We start from the raw sequence: 13509 nt of genomic DNA, 5'->3' as shown, positions 1-13509 counted from the left end.
TTGGGCGATGGCCGGTGCTGCTGTGCCCTTGGTCGCGGCGGACCGCAAGGGCGGGGTCCAGCGGGGTGTGCATCGGGTGGTCGGCACCTTCGCCGGTCTCGCGGTCACCGCTCCCCTGCTGATTCCCGGGCCGAGCGCAACCGTGCTCGCGGTAGTGATCATCGCGCTGCTGTACCCGACGGAGCTGTTCATGGCTCGCCACTACGCGGTGGCACTCGGCTTCTTCACCCCGCTGATCATGTTGATGACCGAGCTCGCCGACCCGGCCGATCCGATGAGGATGCTCGGCGACCGGGCCGTCGACACGCTCCTCGGAGTCACCGTCGGCGTAGCGGTGGCGCTGCTGATCCACCAACCGGCCGCCACGGCGCCCGCCGTCACCACACCGATATGCGAACTCGCGCATACTGGCGCCATGACTTCCGACAATGACGCCTGGTACTACTGCCTCGAGCATCATCGCGCCGAGCAGGGCAAGAATTGCTGGGTCGGCGACCGGATGGGGCCCTATCCCGACCAGGCGACCGCGGAGAAGGCTCTGGAGATCGCTCGAGCCCGCAACCGCATCGCCGACGCGCAAGACGAGGACTAGCCGCGGGGATCGGCGTGGTCGAATAGCGCATGCTGTTTCGCCAGCTCGAGTACTTCGTCGCGCTCGCACGCGAACGTCACTTCGCCCGCGCGGCCCGCGCCTGCTACGTCTCCCAGCCCGCACTCTCGGAGGCGATCCGCAAGCTCGAGCACGAACTGGAGGTGCCGCTGGTGCGGCGCGGGCGCACCTTCGAGGGGCTGACCCCCGAAGGCGAGCGGCTCGTGCTGTGGGCACGGCGCATACTGGCCGACCACGATGCGCTCAAACACGAGGTGACCGCCTTGCGCACCGGGTTGACCGGGCAATTGCGGATCGGCGTGATTCCGGCGGCGTCGAGCACTGTCGCGCTGCTCACCGATCCGTTCTGCACCGAACATCCGCTGGTGCGGGTGCGGCTGGAGACCAGCCTTCGCTCCTCCGACATCGTCGACCGGATTCGGCGTTTCGAACTCGATGCCGGGATCGTGTACTCGCACGGCATCGATACCGGCGATCTCACCGTCACCCCGCTCTACGAGGAACGGCATGTGCTCGTCGCGGGCGCCGAGCTGCTCGCGGGGCGCGCCGAGACCATCACCTGGGCCGAGGCATTGGAGATGCCGATGTGCCTGCTGCACAAGGGGATGCACGGCCGTCAGCTCATCGACCACGCCCTCGCCACCCGCGGCCTCACCGCCGCCCCGCAACTGGACAGCGATTCGGTGGTGGCCATGCTCGCGCACGCGGGAACCGGACGCTGGGCCTGCGTCGTGCCGCAGCCCTGGCTGCACACCGTGCGCCCGCCGACCGGCGTGCGGGTGCTCGCGCTCGACGATCCCGCGGTGGTGGCGCAGATCGTCCTGGTCACCCATGCGGGCGAGCCGAGTTCGGTACTGACTCGGGCGCTGACGGAGACCGCCCGTTCGGCGGGAATCGAGGAGGCGATCCGGCGGACGGCCGGCCCGAGTGCGGACTGATCAGGCCCCGGTGCACCGTGCTGCCGGCCACCGTGCCACCCGACCTGGTGCTCGATCAAGGGCGGCACGCGACATCGATGTAGCTACGTCGCGGCAACCCGATCAGTACAGTGAACGAGCATGAGGACTCGGCTCCTGCGATCCGCCGTCGGCCGACTCGTCGGCGCGGTGCTGGTCGGGCTCGTGATCGGCGCGCTGACCGAATGGCCGCTCGGGGTCCTCGCCGGCATCGCCACGGCGGACACACTTTTCGTCGTCATCGGCTGGTTCGCGCTGTGGCCGATGGATGCCGCCCAGACCCGCGCCAACGCGCGACGCGAAGACTTCCGGCCCGTCATCGAGGAGCTGTCGGTGGTCGGCGCGGCCTCGAGCGGACTGATCGGCATCGTGGTGATCCTGGCGCTCGGCAATTCCGGCGCAGGCGAACTGGCGGCCGCCCTCGCGCTCGGCGGAGTCTTCATGGCGTGGGCTGCGCTGCATCTGATGTACGCCGCCCGCTACGCCTACCTCTTCTACGAACCACCTTCCGGCGGAATCGATTTCAACTCCGACGACCCGCCCGCCTATCGCGACTTCTTCTATTTCAGCTACAACCTCGGGATGACGTATCAGGTCTCCGACACCGACGTCTCCAGCGCTCGGATCCGCGCCATCACCCTGCGCCACAACCTGCTGTCCTACGCCTTCGGCACCGTCATCCTCGCGACGACGATCAATCTCGTCGTGGGAATCGCCACCGGGTGATCGGCCGGCTCCCTGCATCACCGGCGCACGAGTGGGGCGGCGGGGCGTGCGAGGAGACTGCGTTCAGGTAGGCGTGCCCGGGCGCATGACGGCCAGCGCCGCATCGGGTACGAGTTCGCGCGGCAGGATCTCGCGGCGATGATCGGTGTAGCGGAGCACGACGACCGCCTCCCGAATATCGACGGATGCGATCTCGTCGTATCGGTGGCTGTCGGCGTCGTCGGCAGTGCCGGTGGTGACGAAGTCCTCGAAGTATCGGGCCTGGATGACCGAACCCGTGCGGGCGTGCAGGGTGGTGGTGCGCAGCGCGGGGCCGAGCGGTAGTGCGAGCGCCATGAGGGTCATGAGCACCGACAGGAACACCGGCAGATACAGACCGCCGACCGGCGCGACGACCACCCAGATACCGAGCCAGATGATGACCAGGGCGCCCAGCACGGGACGCCCGATCACCGACCGGAGGAAGGTCAGCACGATCCGTCGCGAGGTCGCGCGGTCCACGACCTGCTCCAGGTCGAGCCATGGCGTCTGGGTCGCCACCGGCTGTTGCGCGTCCATGTCGTCCTCCGTATCGATGCACCCAGACCCTACCGATGCCGGAAACCGGGACAAAACGGGTACCGATCGATCGGGGGTCAGCGGCCCGGACCGCCGAGCACAGGGCGGCGCCGGTCTTTTCCCGTCCACCGATCTGTGCCACGCACCGGACTGCGACGCACACGCCTACACCTCGCATCCCCTCGCGACGCGACCGGCCGCGACCGGTCACGAGCCGTCCGGGTCGCGCATGGCCCGATGCCCGGTCACTCCCAGGTCGCGGTCTCCGGGTCGACGCCGTGATGGCGGGCATTCGCGTCGATGATCTCGCGCAGCCACACGGTCAGACCGGGCGCGAGGCCGTCGTAGAACTCGGTGTACCCCGCATCATCGACGTACCTGCGCCCCAAGCAGACCTGCATCGCATGAGTGCAGTCGAAGTACACCCCGATCGATGCCCGATGCCGTTCGGCCAGGTCATCGGCTTCCGCGCTGCCGGGCCGCACGCCCCGGCGGCAGGCGGCGGCCAGGTCCGCGTTGAGCGCGTGGACGGAGTCGGCGATCTGCTGCCACTGGCCGGGTGTGCGCTCGGCAGCTCGCTCGGCGTACTGCGCCCACTGCGCGGTGTCGCCCCATTGTTCGCGGGCCCGGCCGACCCATATCGCACATGCCCAGCAGTGCGGCATTGCCGGCGAAGCAGCGGCCGGACACGATGCCGATCAACGGGACTCGCCCCGACAGCGCGCCCATGGCGCGGAACGTGGTGACGTCCAGGCCGGACACCCCGGCGTAATCGGTGTCGCCGGGGCGTCCGCCGCCGCCTTCGGTGAAGAACACCACGGGCAGTGCGCGTTCGCGCGCGAGTTCCAGCATGCGATCGGTCTTGGCGTGATTGCGCATGCCCTGGGTACCGGCGAGCACGGTGTAGTCGTAGGACATCACGACCGCACGGGACTTGTCCGTGCCGAATCGGCCGGCATTGATGGTGGCGATACCGGCCACGAGCCCGTCGGCGGGCGTGTTCGCGATGAGGTCTTCGGTGCTGCGGCGGCGGCTCTGCGCGGCGACCGCGAGTCCACCGTATTCGACGAAGCTGTCGGCGTCGACCAGGTCGGCGATGTTCTCGCGGGCGGTGCGGCGGCCGAGACGGTGACGTTTCGCGACCGCGTCGGGGCGGGCTTCGTCGCCGAGGGTGTCGTGTCGCCGGCGCACGTCGGCGAGGTCGTCGCGCACCCGGTCGAGGTCGACGACGGCCGTCGCCTCGCCGCTGCCGTCGTGGTCGGCGTCGGTGACGATCAGCAACACGGCGTGCGGGTCGACCACCTCGCCCGCGGTCACGGCGGGCCGCAGCACGCGCAGCGGACGCTCGGCGCGCACCACATGCTGCATCTTCATCGCTTCCAGCACCGCCACCTCGGCGCGGGCGGGCAGCACGGTTCCCGGCGCGGCCACCGACACCACGGTCGCGCCCATCGGGGAACGCACCACCCACTCGTCCGCGGCGAGGTCGATGGACTCCTGTTCCTGATCGGCCGCCGCCGGAACAGCGTAATCGGCTGCGCGAGTGAGTAGTTCGCCCGTCGCGCGTTCGAACCAACCGGTGGATACCGGCCCGTCCAGGGTGTCGAGGATCGCGCGCAGCAGCGCGATATTGGTGTCGACGCCGGCGATGGTCGTTTCGGCGAGGGCGTCGCGGCAGCGGCGCATGGCGCTGTCCAGTGAGGGGCCGCGGGCGATCACCTTCGCCAGCAGGGAATCGAATCGGGTGCCGTGGCGCATACCGGCCTGGACGGCGGTGTCGACGCGGACGCCGGCGCCGGTGGGCGGGCCGAACTGGGTGATGGTGCCGCTGGTCGGCAGCAGGTCGCCGTCCGCGGCGACGAGTTCGGCGTTGACGCGGGCCTGCACGGCGTAGCCGCGCGCGGGATGGCCGAGGTCGAGTTCGGTCAGCGTGCGCCCGTGCGCCAGATCGAACTGGATGCCGACGAGATCGGTGCCGGTGATCTCCTCGGTGACGGTGTGCTCCACCTGGAGCCGGGGGTTGACCTCGAGGAACCATCCGTCGGCGCCCACGACGAGGAACTCCACCGTGATCACGCCCCGGCAGCGCACCGATTCGGCGATCCGCACCGCGTCGCGATGCAGCCGTTCCCGCAGGGCGGGCGCCAGCGCCGGTGCGGGCGCGATTTCGATGAGCTTCTGATGACGGCGCTGCACACTGCAATCCCGGTCACCGAGCGCCACCGCATGGGTACCGTCGGCGACGACCTGCACCTCCACGTGCCTGGCATCGGCGATCAGCGCCTCGGCATAGACGGTGGCATCACCGAAGGCATTGCGCGCCTCGGCCCGGCAGCGTTCATAGGCGGCCTCGACCTCGTCGGCCGCGAACACCATCCGCATCCCGCGCCCGCCGCCACCGGCCGCGGCCTTCACCATCACACCGTCCGGATGCGCCGCCAGCAGGGCCGCGATATCGGCGGGACCGGCCGCCCGCGTCGCAGGCAGCACCGGCACCCCCGCCTTCTCCGCCGCCGCCCGCGCCGCCACCTTGTCACCGAACGTCCGCAGCACCGCCGGGTCCGGTCCGACGAAGATCAGCCCCGCCTCCGCACACGCGCGCGCCAGATCCGCACTCTCACTGAGGAACCCATACCCCGGATGCACGAGTGCACCCGCCCCGGCCCCAGCAGCCGCCGCGACGATAGACTCGACATCGAGATAAGCCGCCGCACCCTCACCCGGCAACCGCGCCGCCGCATCGGCCAGCCGCACCGCCGCCGATCCCGCTTCCTCTCCGGTGTAGAGCACATGCGTGCGGTACCCGCGCTCCCGGGCGGTCCGCACGATACGAACGGCGATCTCGCCCCGGTTCGCGACGACGATGTCCATGACACCGCATCGTCATCAATCTTGACGTCAATGTCAATTATTGCCGCTCGGCGCCCCGCCGGAGACCTCGCGACCGCGGCTCATCCACGCCGGGTCAGGACGACGCGGTCGGCAAGGCGTTCGGGCAGGCCGGTGGGGGTGAAGAAGATTTCCATGACCACTCGGTCCGGTGATTCGATGTGGATCCGAGTGCGCATGGGGGTGGTCTTGCCAGTGTTCTCCGGGCCGAGCACGCCGGGGTCGGTGAATTCGCCCGACATCGTGATGACGTCGGCTGTCGCGCTGCCCTTAGGTCCCGCGGTAAGCCATGGTCATCGGGGTGACACTGTCGACGGTCGTCCATTCGTAGCGGTCATCGAGCGGGGAGTAGCCGAGCAGACCCATCCGGTAGTACGGCTTGCCGCTGACGGTTCCCGCCACCTCCTCCTGGAGGAACGTGCCGCCGGTTTCGGCGATCCAGCGCCACCGCGACACCAGATCCACGCCGCGCAGTGGAGCCTCAGGAGTACCACCGGCCACATAGGTCGACTTATCGGCTGTCCACTCCCCGACCAGCGCGTTCAGCCTGGCGTGGCCGGGGTCCTGATGCTCGGGAGCGACGCTTGCGGAGACGACGGGGGTCTCCGGCGCGGAAGTCGACTCGGCACCGGGCGAGCTGCACGCTGTGCCGAGCATCGCTACGGCGAGCGACGTCGCGATGATCAGTCGGTGGAACTTGTTCGGTATCAAGGGTTTTCCTGTCCTACTCGGTGACCTTTCGACGCGACGAACTCACCGCTTCCGCTGGGCTCCGCGACGATCATCACCGATCCTGCGCGACCGCGGGCGCGTCGTCCAATACCCGCTCTGAGAACCAATGGTTATCGGCCTGCGGCACGTGATCCGGCCGAACGAGTAGTCCACTACGCGTGATTCGCGCGCGCGCCGGGTGCACCGTGGGGTCGGCCACTCACCAGCGGCGCCGGGACGGCCTGCGGAACCGTCTCGACGCCGGACCCTCGGTGGTCGGCTCGGGCGACAACGACGGCGCGCCCGCGGCCGAGCCAAGAACCACCGAGACCCTGGACCTCGACGCCGGCCACGGCTTCGGCGATCGTCACCGGCGGGCCGGCGACGCAATCGACGATGACCGGGCGGCGTCGAGGTCCCGGCGGGCCGTGTGGCGGCGGGTACCGGTTGACGGGCGTCGAGATCGCCTTCCCGAACTCACCTGCGCAGCAGGGTCAATGCCTCCTGCGCGGCGTGGTACCCGCACATTCCGTGCGCTCCGGGGCCGGGGGCGGTCGAGGCCGAGCAGATGTACATCCCAGGAATGCCCACCCGGTAGGGGCTCACCGATATCCGTGGCCCGAAAACCAGCTGGCGGATGTCCTTGGCGCCGGTGATGATGTCGCCGCCCACGTAATTCGGGTTGTAGGACGACATTTCGGTGGTGGAGCGGACGGCGGTGCCGATGATCCGGTCGCGGAAGCCGGGTGCGAAGCGTTCGATCTGAGCGGTGATCGCCTCGGTGGCATCGCCGGTGTAGCCGTGCGGGACGTGCGCGTAGGCGTAGAGCGGATGAATATCGCCCACGCTGCGGCCCGGGTCGGCCAGGTACTGCTGGCCGACCAGCACGAAGGGACGCTGCGGCATCCGTCCGGCGTGGATGTCGCGTTCGGTGGCGGCGACCTCCGCATAGTCACCGCCGAGGTGCACGGTGCCTGCCCGGCGCGCTGCCGGATGGGTCCACGGCACGCCGCCCTCGACGGCGAAGTCCACCTTGAACGCCCCCGGTGCGCGTCGGAAGCGGCGGTAGGCGCGGGCGACCCGCGAGGGCAGCCGGTCACCGAGAATGCCTGCTACCGCGGCGGGTTCCAGGTCGAACAGCGTGACATCGGCGGCAGGCAGCTGCGCGGCCGACCGGACACGGACACCGGTCTCGATCTTGCCGCCCAGATCACCGAGCAGCGCGACCAGCGCATCGGTGATGGCCTGCGAACCACCTTCGGCCACCGGCCATCCGTGCCGGTGCCCGGCCGCGATGATGCCCATGCCGATCGCCGCCGTCATCGGATAGTGCAGCGGGCGGAAGGCATGGGCGGCGACACCGCCGAACAGTGCGCGTCCCTGCGCTGTCCGGAACCAGCGCGCCACCGTCGATGCGGGTAGCACTGTAGGTGCGCCGAACCGGGCCAAGGTCAACGGGTGCCGGGGCAGGTGCAGCAGCGGTCCCATGATGTCCTCGGCGAGGGCATCGAATCGGGCCGCGGGGCGGGCGAATGCCGCCCGCCACCGGGCGCCGTCGTCGCCGAGACCGGCGGCCGTGTCGTCGACGCTGCGGTACAGCACTCCCGCACTGCCGTCGTCGAGCGGGTGCGCGCAGTCGATCTCCGGCCACCGCCAGCGCAGGCCATAGCGTTCGAGCCCGAGGCCGGCGAGCAGCGGCGATCCGACGGCCATCGGATGGATGGCCGCGCAGTGATCGTGCAGCAGGCCCGGCACGATCGCTTCGCCGGAGCGGACACCGCCACCGACCTGCTCGGCGGCCTCGAGGACCGTCACCTGCACGCCTTCGGCGGCGAGGGTGACGGCGGCGGCGAGCCCGTTCGGTCCGCCTCCGACCACGACTGCGGTACTCATCCTGGTTCCTCTCCTCTCGGTGCCTCAGGCCTACACTGGCCGCACGCTGTCTCAGGCGACGACCCCGAAATCACCCTGCCGTGGAGCCTGCGGCGCACCGTCGGCCGCACGAGTCCAGCTCACCTGCAACGGGATCGGCCCGTTGGGCAGCCACGGCTGCTCGGCCACCGCGTCGGCCACCTTCCAGCAGCCGCGCTCGATCACCCCGACGGCCGCATCGATCAGCAAGTAGCGCTGGACACCGCTGCCGAACGCCTCCGACTCCACCCACGCGATGACACATTCGCCCGGTTCGAACCGTGCCTCGTCCTGCACGGCGCGAATCATTTCCGGCCCGTGCAGATGTCCGTCGCCGAAGTTGAACCCGATGATCGAGTTGCAGAGGAATTCGGCCTCGCGCACGGTCCGTTCGTCGATGTCGGGCAGCCGCGACAGCAGCAGCGAGAACAATCCGCGCGCTTGGCTGTGCATGCTGCGCCAGGCGATGGTCTTCTGCAAGGTGATCTCCGCCCATTCGGGTTCGTAGCCGAACTCGATGAACTGGTCGATCTGGTTCTTCGCCGAACGGGTCACCCGGTCGAGTTTGGCTTCGGTGCCAGGAGCAAAGGTCCAGATCGCCGAGGCCCAGTTGCCCGCGTATTGCCGCATGGACGGCAGGAACGACACCTTGTGGGGGCGCAGGTTACCCAGAATCGGGAAGAACACCAGCGCCGCGACGATTACCGCGAGCAGCCACGGCGACGACATGTTCCACGGCGCGTAGCCGTCGGCGTTGGGGAAGCCGACGAACAGGAACACCGCCGCGTAGGCGAACAGCAGGTTCCATTCCAGCGGCACCGCCAGCGGGAACGTGGACAGAATGAACAGGTGGAAGATCACCATCATGGCGACGGCGGCCACGGTCAGATACGTGTTCGTGGAGAACAGCAGGACCAGCGGCGTCAGAATCTCGACGGTGGTACCGCCGACATGCCCCATGAAGTCGGCCAACCGCGACGGCCGCATATCGTTCGGAAAGTTCCGGTAGTGCGCGCGCTTGATCGCCTTGAACGGCGTCGACGGACTATTGCTCACCATGGGCGGCACCACATTCGAGAAATGCTTGCCGAACTTCGAGAACCCGGCGCCGAGCCACACGATCACGATCAGCAGTTTCAACGCGATGATCATGTCCACGAACGGCAAGGCGGCGAAGAACACCAATGCGGGCAGATACTGTTCACCGCGGGCCGCAAGGAAAATCGTCTTGTCACGCAGACCGTTCAGGATCAGCAGGGCGATCGGCGCGACGAGCAGCACGGGATTCACCAGTCCCGAGGTGTTGTCCGGCAGCGCCGCCGACAGCGAGGTGCTGCTCACTTCTGGCCGAACCAACGCCACGAACAGGCTCACCAGCAACGCGAGGTAGAGCCCCACATCGAGCCAGGTTCGACGATCCCCGTTGGTGCCCGGCACCCACTTCCAGGGCCGCAGGCGAATGGTTCCGGGCCGAGCCCAGAACAGGATGCCGCCGGTCATCGGCTTCACCTTGCCCGCCAGCGGCCCCCACGACCCGGCGATGTTGATCGCCTCCAGCAACACCGTCCAGATGATGAGCTTCTGGTAGACGATCGGCTGGTTCCACCCTTCGGTGACGTGCCAGAACGCGGGCAGCCCGGACGTCGCCGTCGCGACGGTGATTCCGCCGATGGCATAGAGCACGATCAATTTCGCGATGTAGACGCAGTGCACCATTTTCGGTGAACCGAAGCCGTTTTCAGCCCAATCCAGGGCGAGGATACGCATCCGCTCCATCAGCGGTTTGCGCAAGAATTCGTGTGGATCTACCGCGGGCAGATCCGGTGTCGTGAAACCCATGATGTTTCGACTCCTTCTGAGAGGGTGGGCAGAGTTCTAGCGTTCGGCGACCAGCTGCCGCAGCTTCGGTTTGTCGAGCTTGCCGACCGCGTTGACGGGCAACCGGTCGAGAATCGTGATCTCCACTGGCACTTTGTATTTCGACAGCGAGGCGCTGAGGTGTTCGTGGATGCGCTGTGCGTCGATGCGTGCGCCGGAATTCAAAGCCACGTACAGCACCGGCTCCTCGCCGTAGACCCCGTGCTCGCGGCCGACGACCGCCGCCGCGGCGATATCGGGCAATTGATAGACGACGGTTTCGATTTCCTTCGGGTAGATGTTCTCCCCGCCGCGGATGATCATGTCCTTGGCGCGATCGACCAGCACCAGATAGCCGTCCTCGTCGAAACGGCCGACGTCACCGGTGCGCAACCAGCCGTCGACGACGGTGCGCGCCGTCTCCTGCGGGCGATTCAGGTAGCCGCGCATCACGTTCGGTCCGGCGATCAGTACCTCACCGGCCTCCCCCGGCCCGGCCTCCACCCCGTCCGGATCGATGATGCGCACCCGCTGGCCGGGCAACGGCAGGCCCACCGTGCCCGGCTTGCGGCGCCCGGTCAGCGGGTTGACCGTGCTGGCGCACGTCCCCTCCGACAACCCATATCCCTCGATGATCGGGATGCGGTAACGGGATTCGAACTTCTCCAGCAACTCCACGCTCGCCGGTGCCGCACCGCAGATCGCGAACCGCACCGCGGACGTATCCGGGCGCACGTCGTCCGGCAGATCGGCGAGCATGGTGTAGATCGTCGGCACCGCGGAGAAGTAGGTGGCGGCGCTGCGCTCGAGCCGATCGAAGAACGTCTGCGCGCTGAATCGGCCGGCGATGGTGGTACTCGCGCCCACCAGCAGCGGCGAGAGGGTACTGACCACGATGCCGTTGACGTGGAACAGCGGCAGCACGAGCAGGCTGCGATCGGCCGAGGTCAGCGCGAAGGCCTCGATCACCATGGCGCACATCGCGTTCAGATTGGCGTGGTCGAGCATCACCCCTTTCGGCCTGCCGGTCGTGCCGCTGGTGTAGATGAGCAGGGCGAGCGCGTCGGCCGGGACCTCGATCGCTTCCGTGGCCGCACCGTCGGCGAGCGCGTCGACCGGCAACACCACCGGCACGTCGACAACCGTGTCGAGCGGGCGGGCGACGACCAGCGCCGCCGCGCCCGAATCCGCGACCTGATAAGCGACCTCGTCCGCGACCAGTCCCGGGTTCAGCGGAGTCACCGCCGCACCGAGGCGCCAGGCGGCGAACAGCGTGACGACCAGGTCCACAGTGTTGGGCAGCATCACCGCGACGACGTCGCCCGCGCCGACCCCGTGCGCGCGTAGGGTCCCCGCGGCCCGGCGTACCGCATCCACGAATCCGGCGTTGTCGAGTTCGATGTGATCGTCGGCGAGGGCGGGCGCGGTCGGATGCTGCGCGGCGCGGCGATCGGGCAGCGTGGAAAGGTTCATCGTCACTCCTGGCGGTACGGCTGTGGTCTGTGCCATAACGCTAGGAATTCGAGATCTGGATCACACCGTCGCGCGGCGATGAAGGTTGCGGCCCGGTTTGTCTCCCGGAGACAAGCTCCCGTCAATGCGCGAACCAGCGGACGCGGCGCGTTCTACTGTTGGCCATGCCCGTTGGAGACGACGAATCGCAGGTCGGCCTGCAGGCCGCGGTGGCGGTCGAACGGCTCGCCGACCGCCTCGGCGAGGTCAGCCGCACGATTCAACCAGCATCTGCTCACTGAGATCGAGGATCTCCAGGGCGACCAGCAGCTGCACGAGCTGCTGCGCGACAGCGTCGAGGGCAACGTCGACACCATCTTCTCCGCGATCCAGCACGCCATCCCGATCGAGAACGTGGAGCCGCCGACCGCCGCGCTGGAGTACGCGCGACGGCTCGCCCAGCACGGTATCGCCCCGAACGCGCTGGTCCGCGCCTACCGCCTCGGTCAGCAGAAACTGCTCAGCATCGTCTCCGAGGAGGTCAGGGCACTCGATCTCGATCCGCAGGTGCGGCTGGATGTCTTCGAGCAGATCACCACGATCACCTTCGGCTATATCGACTGGATCTCCCAGCAGGTGGTCGAGACCTATCAGAACGAACGCGATCGCTGGCTGGAGAATCGCAACAGCATGCGGGCGGTGCGCGTGCGGGAGGTGCTCGACGGTCACGCGGTCGACATCGACGCGGTGACCGATGCGATCCGCTACCCCTTGCGGCGCACCCATCTGGCGCTGGTGTTATGGATGCCCAGCGGTGGTGACGAGCTCGGCCGGCTGGAGCGGTTCGTGCGCGAACTCGCCGAATTCATGGACGCTCTCGGCACCGGATTGTTCGTCGCGGCAGACCGATTGACCGGATGGGGCTGGATACCGCTGGCCTCGGCGACCGGCCAGGACTGCGCCCAGCAGGTCCGCCGCTTCACCGAAACCCGCACCGACGCCCCGTGGATCGCGCTCGGCACCCCGCTGCCCGGCGTCGACGGCTTCCGGGATTCGCATCGGCAAGCCCTGCGGGCCCGCGCGGTCGCGCTGGCGGGCGGGCAGGCGGCCGAGCGCGTCACGGCCGCATCCGATCCGGGACTGACCGCCGCCGCCTTACTCGGGCGCGATCTCGCCGAGGCCCGCGAGTGGGTGCAGCAGGTGCTCGGTCCGCTCGCCGTCGACAGCGACAACGACGCGCGACTGCGGGAGACCTTGCGGGTATTCCTGCACACCGGGTCGAGCCACAAAGCCGCCGCCCAGGCGCTCAACCTGCACGCGAATTCGGTGAAATACCGGGTCAATCGGGCAATCGAACGTCGCGGGGAGCCCATCTCCGATGATCGGCTCGATGTGGAAATGGCGCTGCTGGTGTGCCGCTGGTTCGGCGGGGCAGTGCTGCGGCCGGAGGTGCGATGAATCCGTTCGGGCGGCTGGTGAATCTTTCGCACGTGCACGATCCGGCGAGCACACCGGTCTATCCGGGTGATCCCGCGTTCGAGATCGAGATGGTGGCGACGATCGCCGAGGACGGTTACTACCTGCGATATGTGCGGCAGGGAGAGCACACGGGCACGCATTGGGGTGCGCCTGTTCATTTCGACCCGGCGGGTCTTGCCGCCGACGAACTGGATCTCGATGATCTGCTGCTGCCCGCGGTCAGGATCGATGTGCGCGCCGAATGCGCACACGACCGGGACCATGCGATCACGGCCGCGGACCTGCGGGACTGGGAGCGGCGGCACGGGCCGATACCCGAGGGTGCGGCGGTGATCGCCTGGACCGGATGGGACGCGAAAT

Annotated in this window: 11 protein-coding genes and 2 pseudogenes; 5 read left to right on the top strand and 8 right to left on the bottom strand. The window is 68.4% G+C overall.

Annotation, left to right across the window (positions count from 1 at the left end; all coding sequences use genetic code 11):
- The 3 genes from RJ05_RS32320 to RJ05_RS14300 form a co-directional block, all read left to right on the top strand.
- A partial coding sequence (locus RJ05_RS32320) for an FUSC family protein (RefSeq protein WP_036537681.1) occupies window positions 1–592 on the top strand: 592 nt, incomplete at its 5' end.
- Window positions 593–621: 29 nt separating this feature from the next.
- Window positions 622–1548, top strand: a complete 927-nt coding sequence (locus tag RJ05_RS14305; RefSeq protein WP_036537676.1) for a LysR family transcriptional regulator — start codon at window positions 622–624, stop codon at window positions 1546–1548.
- Between the two features lie 120 nt (window positions 1549–1668).
- Complete coding sequence (locus RJ05_RS14300; RefSeq protein WP_036537675.1) at window positions 1669–2292, top strand: DUF1345 domain-containing protein; 624 nt, start codon at window positions 1669–1671, stop codon at window positions 2290–2292.
- A 63-nt stretch (window positions 2293–2355) separates the two neighbouring features.
- On the opposite strand, the gene RJ05_RS14295 is transcribed toward RJ05_RS14300, so the two are convergent.
- The 8 genes and pseudogenes from RJ05_RS14295 to RJ05_RS14260 all read right to left on the bottom strand — a co-directional run bounded on the left by RJ05_RS14295 (window position 2356) and on the right by RJ05_RS14260 (window position 11691).
- Complete coding sequence (locus RJ05_RS14295; RefSeq protein WP_036537673.1) at window positions 2356–2850, bottom strand: hypothetical protein; 495 nt, start codon at window positions 2848–2850, stop codon at window positions 2356–2358.
- A 245-nt stretch (window positions 2851–3095) separates the two neighbouring features.
- Window positions 3096–3515 carry a TipAS antibiotic-recognition domain-containing protein gene (locus RJ05_RS14290; RefSeq protein WP_255220941.1) on the bottom strand — a complete coding sequence of 140 codons (420 nt, stop codon included), beginning with the start codon at window positions 3513–3515 and terminating at the stop codon, window positions 3096–3098.
- A pseudogene (locus RJ05_RS14285) lies at window positions 3508–5721 on the bottom strand (ATP-binding protein); the annotation flags it as partial. The gene RJ05_RS14290 and the pseudogene RJ05_RS14285, both read right to left, overlap by 8 nt.
- Window positions 5722–5801: 80 nt before the next feature.
- On the bottom strand, window positions 5802–5981 hold the full coding sequence (locus RJ05_RS29380; RefSeq protein WP_051016571.1) for a hypothetical protein: 180 nt from the start codon (window positions 5979–5981) through the stop codon (window positions 5802–5804).
- A gap of 28 nt (window positions 5982–6009) precedes the next feature.
- Window positions 6010–6450 (bottom strand): DUF1579 family protein, encoded by a 441-nt coding sequence (locus RJ05_RS29375; RefSeq protein WP_051016570.1) that lies wholly within the window; start codon window positions 6448–6450, stop codon window positions 6010–6012.
- 477 nt (window positions 6451–6927) lie between these two features.
- Complete coding sequence (locus RJ05_RS14270) at window positions 6928–8343, bottom strand: phytoene desaturase family protein (RefSeq protein WP_036537670.1); 1416 nt, start codon at window positions 8341–8343, stop codon at window positions 6928–6930.
- A gap of 51 nt (window positions 8344–8394) precedes the next feature.
- Window positions 8395–10200, bottom strand: coding sequence for a DUF3556 domain-containing protein (locus tag RJ05_RS14265; RefSeq protein ID WP_036537668.1), 1806 nt, complete (start codon window positions 10198–10200; stop codon window positions 8395–8397).
- Between the two features lie 36 nt (window positions 10201–10236).
- A complete protein-coding gene (locus tag RJ05_RS14260; RefSeq protein WP_036537666.1) occupies window positions 10237–11691 on the bottom strand; it encodes a class I adenylate-forming enzyme family protein in 1455 nt (484 codons plus the stop codon).
- 164 nt (window positions 11692–11855) lie between these two features.
- Between RJ05_RS14260 and RJ05_RS14255 the strand changes: the two are divergent.
- Window positions 11856–13128, top strand: a pseudogene (locus tag RJ05_RS14255) (PucR family transcriptional regulator).
- On the top strand, window positions 13125–13509 hold a 385-nt coding region (locus tag RJ05_RS14250; protein ID WP_036537665.1), incomplete at its 3' end, for a cyclase family protein. The pseudogene RJ05_RS14255 and the gene RJ05_RS14250, both read left to right, overlap by 4 nt.

Source organism: Nocardia cyriacigeorgica NBRC 100375 (assembly GCF_000308555.1).
GTDB lineage: Bacteria > Actinomycetota > Actinomycetes > Mycobacteriales > Mycobacteriaceae > Nocardia > Nocardia cyriacigeorgica.
This window is presented reverse-complemented; position numbering and strand designations above follow the sequence as displayed.